The organism is Leptotrichia sp. oral taxon 847 (assembly GCF_001553645.1).
Classification (GTDB): Bacteria; Fusobacteriota; Fusobacteriia; order Fusobacteriales; family Leptotrichiaceae; genus Leptotrichia.
Genome location: NZ_CP014231.1, coordinates 581532 through 598731, shown reverse-complemented (window position 1 = coordinate 598731; position 17200 = coordinate 581532). Strand labels below are relative to the sequence as shown.

General features: G+C 30.2%; 22 protein-coding genes. 4 read left to right on the top strand and 18 right to left on the bottom strand.

Annotated elements, in window-relative coordinates; all coding sequences use genetic code 11:
• Window positions 1–77: 77 nt before the first annotated feature.
• Window positions 78–1265 (bottom strand): CDP-glycerol glycerophosphotransferase family protein, encoded by a 1188-nt coding sequence (locus tag AXF11_RS02690; RefSeq protein WP_068154702.1) that lies wholly within the window; start codon window positions 1263–1265, stop codon window positions 78–80.
• A 223-nt stretch (window positions 1266–1488) separates the two neighbouring features.
• On the opposite strand from AXF11_RS02690, the gene AXF11_RS02685 reads away from it, so the two are divergent.
• From AXF11_RS02685 to AXF11_RS10555, 4 genes are all read left to right on the top strand, one after another.
• Window positions 1489–3426 (top strand): aconitate hydratase, encoded by a 1938-nt coding sequence (locus AXF11_RS02685; RefSeq protein WP_068154699.1) that lies wholly within the window; start codon window positions 1489–1491, stop codon window positions 3424–3426.
• A gap of 89 nt (window positions 3427–3515) precedes the next feature.
• Window positions 3516–4520, top strand: a complete 1005-nt coding sequence (locus AXF11_RS02680) for an isocitrate/isopropylmalate dehydrogenase family protein (RefSeq protein ID WP_068154696.1) — start codon at window positions 3516–3518, stop codon at window positions 4518–4520.
• Between the two features lie 25 nt (window positions 4521–4545).
• Window positions 4546–5877: a citrate synthase gene (locus tag AXF11_RS02675; RefSeq protein WP_068154694.1), complete on the top strand. Its 1332-nt coding sequence runs from the start codon at window positions 4546–4548 to the stop codon at window positions 5875–5877.
• A gap of 292 nt (window positions 5878–6169) precedes the next feature.
• Window positions 6170–6322 (top strand): hypothetical protein, encoded by a 153-nt coding sequence (locus tag AXF11_RS10555; RefSeq protein ID WP_156440370.1) that lies wholly within the window; start codon window positions 6170–6172, stop codon window positions 6320–6322.
• Window positions 6323–6339: 17 nt separating this feature from the next.
• Here the strand turns inward: AXF11_RS10555 and dinD are convergent, their stop codons facing one another.
• The 17 genes from dinD to AXF11_RS02595 all read right to left on the bottom strand — a co-directional run bounded on the left by dinD (window position 6340) and on the right by AXF11_RS02595 (window position 17200).
• Window positions 6340–7197: a DNA damage-inducible protein D gene (gene dinD / locus AXF11_RS02670; protein WP_068154692.1), complete on the bottom strand. Its 858-nt coding sequence runs from the start codon at window positions 7195–7197 to the stop codon at window positions 6340–6342.
• A 62-nt stretch (window positions 7198–7259) separates the two neighbouring features.
• A complete protein-coding gene (locus tag AXF11_RS02665) occupies window positions 7260–7628 on the bottom strand; it encodes a helix-turn-helix domain-containing protein (RefSeq protein ID WP_197416842.1) in 369 nt (122 codons plus the stop codon).
• A 163-nt stretch (window positions 7629–7791) separates the two neighbouring features.
• On the bottom strand, window positions 7792–8103 hold the full coding sequence (locus tag AXF11_RS02660; protein ID WP_231724741.1) for a hypothetical protein: 312 nt from the start codon (window positions 8101–8103) through the stop codon (window positions 7792–7794).
• A complete protein-coding gene (locus AXF11_RS02655) occupies window positions 8081–8455 on the bottom strand; it encodes a hypothetical protein (protein ID WP_068154687.1) in 375 nt (124 codons plus the stop codon). Before AXF11_RS02655 ends, AXF11_RS02660 begins: the two co-directional genes overlap by 23 nt.
• A gap of 8 nt (window positions 8456–8463) precedes the next feature.
• Window positions 8464–8829, bottom strand: a complete 366-nt coding sequence (locus AXF11_RS02650; RefSeq protein ID WP_068154685.1) for a hypothetical protein — start codon at window positions 8827–8829, stop codon at window positions 8464–8466.
• Between the two features lie 105 nt (window positions 8830–8934).
• Window positions 8935–9453 (bottom strand): glycoside hydrolase family 108 protein, encoded by a 519-nt coding sequence (locus AXF11_RS02645; protein WP_068154683.1) that lies wholly within the window; start codon window positions 9451–9453, stop codon window positions 8935–8937.
• Between the two features lie 16 nt (window positions 9454–9469).
• Entirely contained in the window at window positions 9470–10207 is a 738-nt protein-coding gene (locus AXF11_RS02640) for a hypothetical protein (RefSeq protein ID WP_068154681.1), read from the bottom strand.
• Between the two features lie 353 nt (window positions 10208–10560).
• Window positions 10561–11493: a phage tail-collar fiber domain-containing protein gene (locus AXF11_RS02635; protein ID WP_082729365.1), complete on the bottom strand. Its 933-nt coding sequence runs from the start codon at window positions 11491–11493 to the stop codon at window positions 10561–10563.
• A 10-nt stretch (window positions 11494–11503) separates the two neighbouring features.
• Window positions 11504–12142 carry a phage tail protein I gene (locus AXF11_RS02630; RefSeq protein WP_068154678.1) on the bottom strand — a complete coding sequence of 213 codons (639 nt, stop codon included), beginning with the start codon at window positions 12140–12142 and terminating at the stop codon, window positions 11504–11506.
• Complete coding sequence (locus tag AXF11_RS02625; protein ID WP_068154676.1) at window positions 12139–13257, bottom strand: baseplate assembly protein; 1119 nt, start codon at window positions 13255–13257, stop codon at window positions 12139–12141. The genes AXF11_RS02630 and AXF11_RS02625 overlap by 4 nt, the downstream gene beginning before the upstream one ends.
• A complete protein-coding gene (locus AXF11_RS02620; protein WP_068154674.1) occupies window positions 13250–13564 on the bottom strand; it encodes a hypothetical protein in 315 nt (104 codons plus the stop codon). The genes AXF11_RS02625 and AXF11_RS02620 overlap by 8 nt, the downstream gene beginning before the upstream one ends.
• Entirely contained in the window at window positions 13564–14355 is a 792-nt protein-coding gene (locus AXF11_RS02615; RefSeq protein WP_068154672.1) for a phage tail protein, read from the bottom strand. Before AXF11_RS02615 ends, AXF11_RS02620 begins: the two co-directional genes overlap by 1 nt.
• The gene (locus tag AXF11_RS02610) at window positions 14352–14810 is read right to left on the bottom strand and encodes a phage baseplate protein (RefSeq protein ID WP_231724740.1); all 459 of its coding nucleotides are present in this window, start codon (window positions 14808–14810) and stop codon (window positions 14352–14354) included. Before AXF11_RS02610 ends, AXF11_RS02615 begins: the two co-directional genes overlap by 4 nt.
• A 65-nt stretch (window positions 14811–14875) precedes the next feature.
• A complete protein-coding gene (locus AXF11_RS02605; protein WP_068158164.1) occupies window positions 14876–15475 on the bottom strand; it encodes an N-acetyltransferase in 600 nt (199 codons plus the stop codon).
• A 1-nt stretch (window position 15476) separates the two neighbouring features.
• Window positions 15477–15641 carry a hypothetical protein gene (locus AXF11_RS10705; RefSeq protein WP_197416841.1) on the bottom strand — a complete coding sequence of 55 codons (165 nt, stop codon included), beginning with the start codon at window positions 15639–15641 and terminating at the stop codon, window positions 15477–15479.
• Between the two features lie 134 nt (window positions 15642–15775).
• A complete protein-coding gene (locus tag AXF11_RS02600) occupies window positions 15776–16327 on the bottom strand; it encodes a hypothetical protein (RefSeq protein WP_068154667.1) in 552 nt (183 codons plus the stop codon).
• Between the two features lie 9 nt (window positions 16328–16336).
• Entirely contained in the window at window positions 16337–17200 is an 864-nt protein-coding gene (locus tag AXF11_RS02595) for a phage late control D family protein (protein WP_068154665.1), read from the bottom strand.

The following is a 17200-nucleotide window of genomic DNA, read 5'->3' as shown; positions in this document are numbered from 1 at the left end:
TTTTTTTAAATGAATAACAACTTAAAAATTTTGAACATAAAAACTACCTCATGTTACTGGAAGGTAGTTTTATTTTTTTATTTGTTTTTTAAATGTTTTATGATTTCAGTGTAAACTCTATCGCAATTTTTTTTATCTGTGTATTTCAAAAATTTCGGCTGTAATTTTTCAAATTTTTCTTTTAAATTTTTGTCGTAATTAAAATTATTTTCTGAAATTTTTATGACGTTTTCGACACATTTTTCCACATTCTTTACCTGTATTCCAAATAAATCCTTATTTTTCACATATGAGCCGACTTTTCTATCGTATTCGTCTTTGTCAAACTGAAAAAATATTATGGGTTTATTTAAGTAGTAAAAATCGTATGCGACACTTGAATAATCAGTAATCAAAAGATCTGCTCCCCGCAATTCCTGTGTAATTTCGGCATCAATTGGCAAAATTTTTACATTTTCAGAAAGTTTTATACTGTCAAAATTTTTTAGGTAATTTTGCATCAACTGATGGATATAAATATTGAATTTTATGTTCTTCTTATTAAGAAAATCATTTAATTTTGAGTTTGTAATTAAATTTGTGATATTTTTAAAATAATTTGTTTCTTCTATGTTCAAATGTTCAGTCTTTATCCAGTTTCGCCAAGTTGGCATGAAAAGTATTTCTTTCTGAGAGCTTTTTACGTTATAAAGTTTATCGTATCTTGGATAGCCTGTTACAACGGCAGTATTTTCTGGAACTTTCCACCATACTTTGGTTTTTATATTTTTTTCAAAGTTGGAGTCACAAATGTTTAAATCATAAGATTTTACAATGTCTTGAGCGATTTTTTGAGTCTTTTTATTCATTGGGTGATTGACTTTAAATCCGACTGTTCCATGATTTAGGAAAACTTTAAAAACTTTTTTGTGAAATCTTTTTAAAAATGGAACAACGAAAAGGTAAGGGACTATATCAGCGGAAATTGAATGAGAAAATAGCACAACTTCAGCATTCATAAAATATAAATAACTTTTTATGCTTCCTTTAATTAATTTTTTTCCTGGAATTTTTTTTGCCACTTTGGAATTTTTGTTAATCACCCAGTGTTCTTCGATTTCTTCTTTGGCTCTCAAATATTCGTACATTGCACGACCATTGTCAACATAAAGTTCACCTGCATTTCCTCCAACAATCCAGATTCTCCTGTTTTTAAATGAATTCTTCTTAAAAGGGTACAAAATATAGGCAATTGACATGTTTATTAAATATTTTAATTTATCCATTTTTTTCCTTTCTGTAACATTAGATTTCTTTTATAAAATTATACTATATCTTGAGAAATTTTTCTACATTTTTTTATTTTAAACATAAAAAAATAAAAAATCATATAAAAAAATAACATTTTGTAATCAAAACTAAATTCTAATATTGACAATATACATTTTGCAGAATATAATATTAAATGTGATGAAACGAGAACTTAAATTTTAGGAGGTAACAAAAAAAATGGGAATGAGTTTAACTTACAAAATTTTGAAAAACAATTTGTTAAAAGGCGAGCTAAAAGCAGGAAATGAAATTGCTGTAAAAGTAAATCAGACGCTTACACAAGATTCAACTGGGACGATGGCATATCTTCAATTAAATGCGATGAATGTGGATAAAGTCGCAACTGATATTTCTGTTGCATATGTTGATCACAACATGCTTCAGTCGAGCTTTGAAAATGCTGACGACCACGAATTTATAAAGACATCGGCTGCAAAGCATAACATAATTTTTTCAAAACCTGGAAATGGAATTTGCCATAGATTACATTTGGAAAAATTTGGAAAACCGGGAAAAGTTCTGATTGGTTCAGATAGTCATACTCCAACTGGCGGAGGACTTGGAATGATAGCAATTGGAGCTGGAGGACTGGATGTCGCAATAGGAATGGCAAGAGGTCTTTATTATTTAAAAGTTCCAAAAGTTTATAATATCGAATTGAGAGGAAAATTAAAACCTTGGGTTTCGGCAAAAGATATAATTCTTTATGTTTTAAAAGAACTTACTGTAAAAGGTGGAGTTGGATATGTGATGGAGTATACTGGAGAGGGAATAAAATCACTTTCTGTGGAAGATAGAGCTACAATTACAAATATGGGAGCTGAGTTAGGAGCTACAACTTCAATTTTCCCAAGTGACGAAATTACCAGAGATTTTCTTAAAAAACAGTCAAGAGAATCTGATTTCATAGAATTACTGCCAGATGTAGATGCAGTGTATGACAAAAAGTTGATTGTAAATTTGGATGAATTGGTACCGCTTGCAGCATTCCCGCACAGTCCTGACAATGTGCACGAAATTCCAGATGAAAAAATAAAAGTTGACCAGATTGCGATAGGTTCTTGCACAAACTCTTCTTATTCAGATTTTATGAAACTTGCAAAAATTCTTGATGGGAAGAAAGTCCATCCTGATGTGAGTTTAGTGTTGTCACCTGGTTCAAGCAACATTATGAAAATGATTTCTGAAAATGGAGCACTTGCTAAATTTATCGGAGCAGGAGCAAGACTTTTGGAAGCAGCTTGTGGACCTTGTATCGGAATGGGGCAGGCACCAAAATCAAATGGAATTTCGCTTAGAACATTTAACCGTAACTTTAAAGGACGATGCGGGACAATGAATGCTGAAGTTTATTTGGTTAGTACTGAAACTGCAGCAGCTTCAGCTCTTACAGGATATTTGACAGATCCTCGTACTTTGGGTGAAGAAATAATTATTAAGCAGCCAGAAAAATTTGAATCTTCAGAAAATTATTTTATTTTTCCAAGCCAAGATGAAAATGAGAGAAAAAATGTAAAAATTGTGATGGGACCAAACATTAAACCATTCCCAATTGGAGAAGAATTAAAAGATACAATTACAAAAAAAGTTATTTTAAAAACTAAAGATAATGTAACAACAGATGACATTTGTCCATCAAATGCGGCACTGCTTCCCTTCCGTTCAAATATTCCAAAATTATCACAGCATTGCTTTGAAACAATAATTCCTGATTTTAAAGAAAGAGCTGAAAAAAATAATGGAGGAATTATAGTTGGAGGAGATAACTACGGACAAGGTTCGAGCCGTGAACATGCAGCACTTCTTCCATTATATTTAGGAATAAAAGCTGTAATTGCTAAATCTTTTGCAAGAATTCACAAGGCAAACTTGATAAACAGTGGAATAATCCCTTTGGAATTTGAAGATCAAAGTGATTACGACGGAATTGACGAATATGATGAATTGCAATTGACTGATGTTGAAAATTCTTTAGAAAAAGGTGAATTTATAGTAAAAAATCTTACAAAAAATAATGAATTTAAGGCGAAATTCAATGGTTCAGCAAGAGAACTTAAAATATTGAAATATGGTGGATATTTGAAATTTGCGGTAAGTGATGAGTTTTTAAACTAATTTTTCTTTATAAAAAAATTGTCATTTATTTTGGTAAATGGCAGTTTTTTAAAATTATTAAAATAAACTATAACAAAGAAGGTGGATTTATGAAAAAAGTTACATTAATTCCTGGAGATGGGATTGGATTTGAAATATCAGAAAGTTTGGAAAAAGTATTTAAAGCGGCAAAAGTTCCAATTGAATTTGAAAAAGAAAATGCTGGGACTACTGTTTATGAAAAAACTGGAGAACTAATTCCTGAAAGTTTATACAAAAGTGTGGAAAAAAATAAGATAGCAATTAAAGGTCCGATTACAACGCCGATTGGAAAAGGTTTTAGAAGTATAAATGTCTATTTGAGAAAAAAATATGACTTGTATTCAAATTTTAGACCCTCGAGAACTCTTCCAGGAATTAAAACAAGATACGACAACATCAATCTAGTAATTTTTAGGGAAAATACCGAAGGGCTTTACATTGGGGAAGAAAAATATGAAGATGACAAAAAAAATGTGGCAGTTGCTATAAAAAGAATTACAAAAAAAGGAAGTTACAGAATAATAAAAAATGCTTTTGAATATGCCAAAAAAAATAATATTGACAAAGTGACAGTCGTGCATAAAGCAAACATTTTAAAATTAACTGACGGGATGTTTTTGAATACCGCAAGAGAAATTTCAAAAGAAGATTGTTATAAGAATATTAAACTAGAAGAAGTTATAATTGACAATATGTGTATGCAGCTTGTCATAAATCCAGAAAAATATAAAGTTATTGTAACAATGAATTTATACGGGGATATTTTGTCTGATTTGGTTGCAGGACTTGTCGGAGGGCTTGGTGTTGCACCAGGAGCGAATATTGGTGACGACATTGCGATATTTGAAGCAGTTCATGGTTCAGCGCCTGACATTGCTGGACAAAATAAAGCAAATCCACTGGCAATTCTTTTATCAGGTGTAGAAATGCTAAAATATTTAAAAATGGACGAATTTTCCACAAAAATTGAAAATGCTATTTTGAAAACATTGGAATCAGGAATAAAGACAGCTGATTTAGGTGGAAATGCAACAACTAGTGAGTTTACGCAAAAAATTATAGAAAATCTATAGGTTTTGCTTGAAAGGAGGTAGTTTTTTGAAAAGTGATTTTATACATGAGCTAAGTCTTTTGATACAGGAGCATAATTTTATCTCGGAAGATATTTACGACAAGCTGGACGTCAAAAGAGGACTTAGGAATAAAAATGGGACGGGAGTTTTAGTTGGACTTACAAAAATTGGAGCGGTAGTTGGATATTCTGTTGAAGGCGGGAAAAAAATTCCAAAAGAAGGTCAGCTTTTTTTTCGTGGAATTCCACTAAATACTCTTATTAAAAAATTTAAAGAAAAAGAAAAGAGATATGCCTTTGAAAAAACGATGTTTTTGCTACTTTTTGGGAAAGTTCCAGAAAATTTTGAGCTAAAAATGTTTTTAAGTACATTAAAAGAATTGCAAAATTTACCAGAAGAATTTATTGAAGATTTTATTTTGCGAAAACCGAGTGTAGATATTATGAATCAGCTTCAAAGAACGGTTTTGTGCCTTTACACCCTTGATCCAAATCCCGATTCTGTGGAGTTAAACAATTTAATAAATCAAGCTTTAAATTTAATCGCAAAATTTCCAAGTCTTTTAGTTTATTGTTATCAAGCGACCAATTACAAGCATTTTAACAAAAGTCTTATCATTCACAATCCAGTTGAAGAATACAGTACTGCCGAAAATGTGCTACATATGTTAAGACCAGATAACAAATTTACTGAACTTGAAGCGGAGATTTTGGACTTGATTTTAGTTATACACGCTGAGCACGGGGGAGGAAATAATTCGACTTTTACTTCTCACGTGGTTTCTTCCACAAGAACTGACACATATTCGTCAATTTCAGCGTCAATTGGTTCATTAAAAGGACCTATGCACGGGGGAGCAAATTCAATGGTAACTAAAATGATACAAGATATTAAGAAAAACTGTAATTATACAGACAGAGAAAAATTAAAGGAATATATAAGAAAAATTTTTGAAAAAGAAGCTTTTGATAAAAAGGGAAAAGTGTACGGAATGGGACATGCAATCTATACATTGTCGGATCCAAGAGCTGTATTACTGAAAGAAAGGGCTTATGAACTTGCAAAAGATAAAAATGCGCTAGAGGAGTTTGCGTTATTTTCTAATATTGAGGAGCTTACAAAAGAAGTTGGAAAAGAATTGAAAGGAGAAGATTTTACAATTTGTGCAAATGTTGATTTGTATTCTGGATTCGTCTATGATTTATTAGACATTCCACAAAACATTTTCACTCCACTTTTTTCACTGGCGAGAATTGCCAGCTGGAGTGCACACAGAATAGAACAAATCATAATTGACAAAAAATTAATTCGTCCAGCTTACAAGGCAATTGACGAAGAAGGGAATGTCATTTTGTAATTTGAAATTTAGGATAGTGAAAAAACTATCCTTTTTTTCTTTTCAAAATAAAAACCCCTGAAAATCAGTGTTTTCAAGGGTATATAAAATAATAAAATTATCTTTTTGAAAATTTTAAAGAGTATTTAAACACCTATAAATTCTACATTTTCAATTTTATTTGTATATTGCTTGTATATTGTAATTTTATATTAAAAAACTCTATCAATATTTATGATATTGACAGAGTTATTATAAATCTTATTACATTTTCATTTTATCATAGATGACTTGAAAATACAATGGAGTCAAAATGAAAAATTTAAAAACCAAAAACTTAAATAAAAAAGATATTGAGAATTTGAAAAAAATCAAAATCATAGAGCTGGAAGAAATGAAACTTCAAGATTTGAAAATTTTGAGAGTTAAGATTGAAATAGCTATTAAAAATATAGAAAAAGAATAAGAGCCTTGTGTGGCTCTTTATTTGTTTTTCTTTTTTGTATTTATTGTTTTACTATTTTTCTTTGCAAGTTGTTTTTTCTCTTTTTGGATTTGTTTTATTCCTTTTTCAGGTGTCGGAAGTTCTTCAGGAGCTACCCCACTAATTTCAATCATTGTTTCTCTTACTTTTTCACCTATTTTAAAATGTGTATTGTTTGCCTGTTCTTCTCCATTTACATCACCTTTTTTTAATCGCTCTTCAGTTTGAGTTATTCTAAAATAATTGGCTGCTAATTCCGTAGACCCCATATGATCAAGTATTTGCTCATTCTTGCCAAGATTTTTCCTTTTCTTTATATCTGTTGCAGTTTCTCCGTTATACAAACCTTTATAGCCAAAATTTTGAAATTTTCCAAAGTTTTGAACTCCTACATTTTGAGCTTCTTTAGCAAGCAATTTATTAAATCCTTTAACATCGCTTCTCAATTTTAATCTACGTTCATCTTCGGAAAGTTCTTCAAATTTAGATTCAACAATTTCTTGTTTTCTTGTTTGAATGGCAAAGTATTGTTGTCCTAATGCAATGGCTTTTTTTCTTGGATTACCGTTTTGTACAAGTATATAGCAAGCATATCTTGTCAGTTTATAATCTTCTATAGTTTTTTTTGAAATTCCCGCTTCTACGATTTTGATGTCAACATCAAAATGGTCGGAAACCTTAATATTACTATTTTCTAATGAAGTTATAGATTTATTAATTAATTTTTCAAAATTTCTCCAATTTGTATATTCCAATATTGTCATCAGTTCTCTTGCATACCAAAATTCAATTCCATTTTCATCCATGTGTTTAATATCTTCAAACATACTAACGTTGTATTCTCTTAAATCACCCATAATTATAATTTCTCCTCTATATTTTATTATTAACAATGTGTATTCTTTCTGATTCTGTTATGCTATTCCTTTCCATTCAAATACCCCGTTATCTTTTCTATTTGCCTGTCGCTCAGCTTACTAATTTCTCTAGCATACAATAAACTTAATTCCTGCTGTTTTTCGTTTAATGAATCTAATCTTATTCTCATTTCACCTGAATAAATACTTATAGCCTGTAAAATTTTTTCTTTATCATTATCACTTAGCTGATAAATTTTGAAAAGTTTTTCTGCAAGATCCTTTGGAATATTTCTTTTTCCGTTTTCAATTGCTGATAAATACGAAACAGAGATTTCAAGTTTACGAGCCATATCAGAAGAAATTTCGTCATTATCAATTCTAATTTTTCTAAGTTTTTTTCCTAAATTTGTAACTCCTTTAGTTTTCATATTTACTCCCTGCTTTCCTTCTTTTGAATACATTATATCAAGTATTTTTATTTTTGCCAACAATTTTGAAAATAAATTTTACAAATTTGTAAAATAGACTTTTCACTCTATTTTTAAAATATTGTGACTTTTTCATTCCACAAAAAAAGATAGCCATTTCTGACTATCTTCCGAATATTTTGACAACTATCTTTTTCTCTTTATCTTCATCAACCATTCTTTGTCTATCAAATCCAGCAATAATTATCAATGCCACTATATTTGTTCCTATCAAAAGCAACATATCCTCTTTTTTTGATTTTTCTTCGATATTATCAAAAATCTCTTTATTGCTTTCACTTTTTAACCTGCTTCTTAATAAATTCAAGTTCTGATGTCTTTGATAATTTCTTAACTTCAATGTCAAAACAGAATTTAAAAATATAACGGCTAGCATAATAAACGCTAATTTTCTACTTTTGCGATGCTTTTCCATTATCATCACCTTTATCCTTTTTGACAAACCCCAGCTTTTCCAGCAGCAATTCTAAAAAGCCTGTACTAATCCCATATCTTTTTTGGTTTATCGTTTCCAGCAATGCCTCTCCAAAAAATCCAAAAACTGGACTCCACGGATACAGGTATTCTGCCGAAAAATGTCCTATTATCTTGTTTAAAGACAATGTTATTGACATAGTCATCCCAGCAACTGCTATTCTTTTCAAATATGGCTTGACAGGCTTGTTGTCAACCATTTTTTGAGCCACTACGCCAAATAATACTCCGCTAAAAAATAAGATCAAGAAAAGTCCGTGATTGTCAATTATTATTTTTAAGTCCTCTATCATTTATGCTCCTACAATATGTTCTTTTTATCCTTCTTTTTTTCAAAATCAAATATTTCTTGAATAAACTCAGATGGAATAAGTTTAGTTTTTAATTCTCTTATACAAGATAAAATTGCTTCCTCTCCAGTTTCTTCAATAAAATTTGGAATCCATTTTCTATCAATCTCTTTTTCTTTTAAAATATAACTTTCTAATTTTTCCCAAAAATCTTTTGCTATAATATCAAATTTTTCTGCTCCAGTTTTTGCTTTGTTTACAATTTCATTTTTATAAATTTTAGTAACAACCATCTCTGCTGCCTTATTAATTATCCATATTTCTACCATTTTATCCATTTTTATCACTCCTATTTTGTTATTTTTCTTAATATTCATTCTAAGCCACCTAACAAGCGTTTTAAGACAAATCAACTCATTAGGTAACTTCAACATCAAAAGTATTCCTTTTATGCTCTTATTCAGCCTGTATCAAAGCCGTTTTTAGAGCGATTTTAAATAATTTTCTTTTCTGTCCACTCTGTTGAGCCATCCTTTTAAAAAAACTTTTTGCGATGGTCTATTTGATACTATTACTTTATAATATCGTCTCTGCAAATCGTGATATTTTTCCAAAAATTTATTTTCATCAACTTCATTTAACGCAGCTAAGCTTTTTTCTCCTAAAATTCCGTCTACTCTCAAATCAAATCCTAATTCATTAAGTGCAGCCTGTGCTTTTTTAGCTCCCCAGTTTCCAGCATTTACTACAAAGTCACAAATTGATAAAGCTATCTTGTCTGATTTTAAAGTATCAAGTCCATTTCTGTGATAGTATTTCTTATTATAAATATCTCTTGCTATCTCAAGCGGCATATCTCTCATGTGACCTTTATATCCGTATTTTCTAGCCTCTGATTCTATAATACCATATTTTGTTTTTCCTCCAGCGTCATATTTATCATTCGAATATCCGCCTTCAACTTTTAGCAAATAATCAAATATTTTCTCAAATCTGTCCATTTAAATCACTCCTTTTCTAATTTTGAAAAAAATCTTTTACATTAAGTTCTAACATCTGATCAATAGTATATCTACTGATTCCTACTACTGCCATTTGTTCTGCTACATCAGCAATCTCAATAATGTCTTGTATTTTTGTAGCTAAATCTTTTAATTCAGTTCTATTCAACTCAATAAATTCAACCATTTTTTTATCATTTAAAACTTTTACTTTTTCAATTTTTTCTTGCTCTAAAGTCCACATTAGCGACATTTTAAGAGATAAACTGTTTCTGTTTCTTTCGTTATTCTCAAATGTGTATTTTTTGCTATCTTTTTCGATTTCAAGCGGCTGATTTAAAAAGTTTGATTTTGCTTCTGCTAAGTCTTTTAATGCTTTTTCTCTTAATTCTTTTAATTTTGCATTTAATAAATCATTGTCAACTTTCCAAGTGTGAGAGTCTTTATCCCAAATACTCCATTCATTCGGCTTTGCGATAGTCACAATCGTTTCGTTAACTTCATCCAAATAACTTCCATCATTTAAAACTGTTTTACCAGCTTTTATTTTTTCAACTTCAGTCATTTCTCTAAGTTCTCCAGTTTTTTTATCCAAAGTTGGATTTGAAAGTAACGACGTCGAAAATTTCATTGTTTCTTCATTCCAATCCGGAAAAAACATGTTTGGATTTTCCTTAAATTTATCAATCCCAGTCGTAACTGGCTTTGCTATACATTCCATTGTTGCAATTAAATAAATGTAAATTACTGTCATTTTTTATCACTCCATTTCTTTATTTTTTTATGATTTTTATTCTGTGCTAACTTATGAATTTGTTCAGAATTTTTTAAAATATTTATAGTTTTTACTAAGTTTTGTGATTGTCAACTAATAGTTGACTGTTGAAAAAATACAATTTATTTTTATGTAAGTGGTTCTTAAAACTAGTAAAATCACTATTCCTAATTTTAAAATTCTAAAAATATTCGTACAAATTCATAAATTTATTTACTTTTTACTGTTAAAATCCAGCCTTTTTCCGAATTTCTAACAGTTTATTTTTTCTTTCTCTCGCACTTGTTTTCTTAACATAGTGCTTTTTAGTTACATCTATATGTAACTAAATATCAAACCATCCCCACGGCAATCCAATTCAATGAAATCGCTTTAGAACTTTTAAAACTACAGTATTGGTTGTTTTGGGTTGTTAAGACAATTAAGTCTGTATTTACCCAATTCGCGATAGCAACAATTGGCAAAGTGCCATTTTTGAACGGAACAGGATAATTTAAAGTTGCGTTATTTGAAGGATTTTCCACGTATCCCCACTGAATAAGTGTTTTTCCGATTTTAGTAAATCCTGTTCTTCCTTCGTACAAATTTTCTAATTTGTCCGAAATCGGCTTATTAGAAATAGCTCTAAATTTTCCGTTATCGTTGTATGTCAGACTGTTGTCTCCAATACATTCATAGTAAAATTTTGTTACACTGTCATAATAAAACTTACCTTTCGTTTTATTGCCAATGTCCTGAATATTCCCACCAAATTGTAATCCTAATATTTCAGCCAATCTCGAACTAACTAAATAATTTTCATCCGCATATTTTTTAGTAATATACGTGATACTCGGATCAATAACAGCAGTTATATTCGCCACTTGATCAACAATAATCGTATCTACATATTCAATTTCTACAACGTTGTTAGCTGAAAAAGGTGGCACAAAATCTGGACTAGTCGAAATATTATAAGCATAAAGTATTTCAACATTATCATTCCCATGTGCAAATATTCCTAACTCTTTGATATAAAACCCTGTTGTTACTGATTTATTAGTCAATAAAGCGCTAATTTCGCAAGTTCCGTTTCCTTTTGCGTTTATATTCAAAATCGGCAATGTTGTAATTTGATTGACTAATGCTGTCCTTTCTCTTTCGGAAGTTAATGATGTTCCATCTCCTATCGCCATTTTAGTAAATGTTATTGTTTCTCCTGCTAATCCTTTTGCTAACAGTTCTCTTCCTTTTTCTGTTAAAATAAATCCGTTAAATTTTGCCATAATTTACCTCCTATCTTAATTCTCTTAATACTCTTGTTCTGTGTACCGTTCCAAAATTTGCCACTATAATCTCATTTGGAATATTTATATCAGTTGAACCTAAGTAATATTTCTTTTTATTTTTTTCAATAAAACCATAATAATTTTTATTTTCTTCTTTTCTTAAAAGCCTTATTCCCTCAAGCCACGAACGAATATTTTTGTATTGTTCTACAACTTCTATTATTTTCTTATAACCTTCATAATTTGACAAGTTACCATTAGTATTGACTTTAAAATATCCTGCATTGCCGCCATATTTAAACCATTCTATTATTTCAACATTTTCGCTAAATAAGATTTCACAAATTTCTTTAATTCCACCGACAGTTCCTTTGTTAAAATGTGAAAAAATAGATCTTTTTATCAGTTTTATTTTAGTCTCTCTCGTGATATTTGAATCAATATAGTCCACATGATATTCCCACATCAAAAAGTCTAATTCTACATCATTTAACTCTGATAATTCCAAGAAAAATTTTCTTTTAATCGCATCATGCTTCTTTTTGATAGCAAAATTTATAGATTCATAAATCCAAAGTGTTGTTTTATCATTCAAAGTTGACTTCGCCGCTATATCTGTTAAGTTCAGATTATCAATAGTTATCATATGTTTTCAACTCCTAAGTAATTACTTGTAACACTTGTGTTCTCTGCTATCTCATTAAAATCTAAAACTTGAAATGTTGGACTTCTTAATACAACTCTTTTTACTCCAGCTAATTTTAGCAATTTTATAAGCTCGTCTGGATTAATATCTCTCCCCATTTTATTCTGTTGCCAAGTCTTGTATTCTTTTACCGCTTTTTCAACATTATTTTTGATAACATTTACAAGGGTTTCATTAGACTTATCAATATAATAATCAAAATCAATTGTGTATGATGTTTTTATCGCCTGTTTTACTGTCACATTATCCGTAAGAGGTCTTATATTATCAGTATTCAACATTTCTTCAATTCTCTTTTTTAGTTCATTTGTAAGTGTCAAAGAATCAGTTAAAACATAAATATCCACATTTGTTGCACTTGGACTATACGCTACAACATCAACAATATTCGTGCTTGTCGACTTAGCCCAAAATTCATAAGCTCCTTTACTTCCAGCTGTTGTAAACGATTCAGGGATTTCTCTAATTCTAGCTCTATAATTGTCGTCTTGCTCTATTTCAGCTCCATTATTTGATGCCGTAATGTTCTCAACCTTGTCATAATGTGGGTAAATATCAACCATCGTGTTAATTTGTCCAACGGGAATATCATTCCCGACAGTTCCTGATGTATTACAAGTCGCAATTCCGTCTACATACAAATCTCCTTTTTCTATTTTATATTGTTCGTCTGTTGAGAAATATAACTCATTGTATTGAATTCTTGACCCTTTTGGAATTATTATATCTGTTGCTTGAATATCAGTAATATAAAATCTGAATGTTGCCACGGCTGGTTGTTCTATGAGTCTTTTACCTCTATTTCCGTAAAATTCCCCTTTCAAATCTAGCCGCTCATTTCTTGCAAATCTTAAATAATTCTGTTTCATTTCATCATTATATTTTTCTTCTCTCAACCCAATCATATAAGCAACTGTTTCAAAAATGAGTGTTTCTGGACTCGCTTCTGTCAATTTTCTTCCGCTCAATTCTTGGAATTTATTAATCATATCTCTTTTAAGCTCCCAAGAATCCGCATCTATAATCTCGTATTCATCATTCAATATATCACTCAATATTTACCACCTCGATTCCTAATTCAATGTGAAAATCATTATTAAACTTATCCTCCGTTTTTATCTCTGTAGCTCTCAAAATTGCTCTCGGCTCGTATTTCCTAAACATTTCAAGCAACTGTGCGGTTATCCTGTTTTTTACAACATTTATATTCTTATCTATTAAATCGCTGTCAAAACTGAAATCACGGTTAAGTGGCTGTTCTTCCTTACAAACTCTTAAAAGCATTCCAACATTTGTTACAACTTCCTCAATATAATTTTTTGGAGAATAATTTATTTCCTCGTTAGATGAAACATATATCATTATTTACCTCCAATCTGATTTCTTAAAAAATTCAACAAAATCTGTCTATCTGTTTCGGAAAAGTTTTTAGCATAGTCAATCATTTCATTAACTTTGTCCGCTGTAATTGTTCCAGCCCTTACCAAATCCATCAATTCATCAATTTTTGCGTCTTTTTTGATTTTTTCAAGCTGATCTAATATTTCCTTTTTCTTATTTTCAGCAATTTGAATAGCTTTATCCACTTTTTCGAGTGTACTGCCCACTTTGCTTTTCACTTTTTCTGCAAATTCCTGTAATTTTGTTTTCTGTTCAGCTTCAACATTCATAGCTTCTGTTTCCGTAAGTTTCTCCTGCTCTTTTTTTTGAACTTTTAACTGTTCTATTATCTGATTATATTTTTTAGGATTATCTATATACTCTTTTAAAGTTAATTCCAGATTTATATAATCAAATTCAGAAGTTTCTCTGTTGAAATAAGAATTCTTTTCACTTATTTCTGTTATCAAAAATGGGAAAGCCCCAAATGTTTGCCCACCTAGCGTTAGATAATCGTATTCTCCGAACTCCCACATAGTCTTTATTTTATCAAGCTGTTCTGAGGGCGTTGTTTCTTGTATTAATGAAGAAATTAATGTAATTCCAAAAGTTATTTCCGTTAATTCCCTGCCTTGATGTCTTAACATACCAGGACCATATATTGGGTTGTGTTCAGAAATTTTAGATTTATATGATCTATTTATCTGATTATTGATTGAAAATACTTTTTTGTCGGATACTTCAAATATTACATCTCCGAGACTTCCTATCATTGTGGACCTCCAGTCATATCTCCACCAGCAGTTACTCCATCATGTTTATGTGTATTAAGATTAATACTTCCACCAGTTTTTGTAGTTCCGCTGACTTCCAAATCTCCATTAATTACAATTTTTCCGATATTCAAGGTCAACGTGTTTTTATCATAGCTCCAGCTTCCACCATCAGAAAAACTCCTTTTCACTTCACTTTCACTACTAGAAGCACCTCGCATAGGACAGCCAAGCACAACTCCCTGTTCAGGCATTTCTGAAAAGAATAAGCAGTAAACAGTCTGCCCTAGTCCAAGTGTATAATTATCGCTGTGGCTTTCAGAATAAGGAACTAACACATTAAGCCAGTCCGTTGTTTTATCATCGTCGCCTTTTAACAGCACTCTTACTTTTCCAGTTTTTGAATCTATCGCACTTACTTCTCCTGCTTTTAATGTTTCAATCAATTTAACCACCTGCCTTATCACTTTTTTTGTAACAAAAAAATCACAGCTAAATTAATAACTGTGATTTACAAAATTTACTTTTTCAATTTCATTACTAAAACTTTTAATCCATTTCCTGAAATAAAGTTCTCAATTTCTTCAAATCCAAAATTTTTATAAAAAGATAATAATTTTTCATTATCTTCACATTCTAACCATACATAACGGACATTTACTATTTTCTTAGCTTCCATTAATGAATCATAAGCTAATGTCAAAAGTTGTGCTCCATCTATATAATTTTCGGATTTTACTTGCTCTGAATGATTTTTGCCAATTTGTCCTAATAAATAACTATTAACTATATAGCCATCTGTTGTTAATCTTTTACCGTTTTGACAGAGTTTTTTTCTTTGGCTCTTCGATAATGCCTCATAATTTCTTTTTGATATAAGCAAAGGTTTGTTTGCCAAAGAAAAATAACCCAATAAAACAAAATCATCGCTAAAAACTAAATGTGTACTTGATAAACCTGCCTTTTCAAATTCTATTGCTTTGTTATGTAAAAAGTCTTCTATATCTTTATTATAATTATTTTTAAAATTTTTCAAAATACTATCTCTCACGAATTTTTTATCTTTTAATTCGTCCAATAAATCTTGCAAAGATACAATTTTTACATTTTCTATATACATATTATTTTTTGCCAAATATCTTTCGTATTGTATCTGGATTGTTTATAATTTCCACATTTTTTACAGGTTTTCTGTTGGGAGACTTTTCATTATTCAAAGCTTTTATCAAACTATTTACAGATTTTTTATCAAAAGTCATTTCTGTCGTAAAACTTTTTGTAGCCACTTTTACCATCTCCTTTTTATAATTTCTTAATAAATTATAACTTATTTGTAGTAAAAGTGCAACTTTTTTTGACATTGTAATGTTAAAATTTGCAAATCACAGTTATTATTTGATTGTCATCGTCCTACAAAACTCTATTTCTTTTTACCAGATTTTTTAGTGTTTTTCTTATCTCTTGCTTTTTTAGTCGATTTTCTCGCAGTGTTTTTACCTTTAGAAGTTGTTTTACTTTTCGACTTCTTCGCACTTTTTTTCTTAGCTTTTTCAGCTTCTTTTTTCTTTTGTTCTTCTTTAGTTTGAGCTATTGCTTTTTTCTCTGCATTTTCTCTTGCTCCAAGTTTCATTGCTATGATTTCGCAAGTATAATCACCACTTATTTCGTGTGTTACCTTGTCAATTACATATTTGCCTTCAAACTTTCCCCAGCTTTCATCAAGTTCAATTATTGCTCCAGCTAAGTATTTAGTGCTTCCGTCAACGTTTAAAGTTATCTGATACTCTTGTTTTAGATTATCTTTCAAAGTCTTTTTTGCAACTTTCTTTGCTTCTGTTTTCCCTTTAGTTTTAACTTTCAAGGTTTTTTCTTTTTTAGTTCTTTTCTTCTTGCTTTCGGCTTTCTTTTGCAATTTTTCTTTTGATTCTTTAATCGTTTTACCTTTTTTCTTACCAGTTGTCTTTTTCTTCATTTCAACCTCTTATTTTTTCTCGGATTTAACCTTTTTGACTGATTTTTTGTTAGTCTTTTTCTGACTCTTCTTATTAGTTTTCTTACTATCTTTAGCTTTAGATTCCTTTTCTTCTGAATCCCCAGTAGTTACTTCATTACGCTTGTCAAGTTCCTCTTTTGTGATAATTTCCTTAACAACCTTTTTCTTATCAGGATCATAATAGGAAACTTCGACTTTATCGTAAATCTCTTTATTTTTCTTTTTTAAGCTGAAACTTCTGATTCGATAATCTTTAATATTAAAAACTTCAATCGTATCATTCTTTTCCATTTCTTCGTCATCAAAAATAATTATCTTGTCATCAGATACTTTCATATTCAAGCCAATCTCTTTTACAACTCGATTAATAAAGGCTAAATCCGTTTCCTGATTCTGGTCCAATCTCTCAAAAAACACATTCTCTGCATAAATCTCTGCATTCATTTCGTGTTTATTCGCAATCTGTGTAACAAGCTCTTTCAAAGTTATATTCTCCCAAGCAACACTATTTTTCTGATCTCTAATATTCTGGTCAAGCGGTAAAGCCAAGCACTTTAAAGTAAGTTTCTGATCTTCAAAAGTCGGCTCGTCCACATAAAAAGTTCCCAAATCCAAAAAATTAGTTTCGTTTTCCAGCTCTTCGTGAATCCCAACAAGTAGTTGAGCATTCTCGTCAGGATACCACTCTTTAAGCCATCTATAATCTAAGTTTTCTAGTTCTATTTCTAAATCATCTATAGCATTTTTTGAATTATCTGTGTAGTTAAGAGATGAAATAGAATGTGCTATCTCATCAGAAATATCAACTTTATTAAATATAACTATAACCCTAATACTTCTGGCAAATGCCAT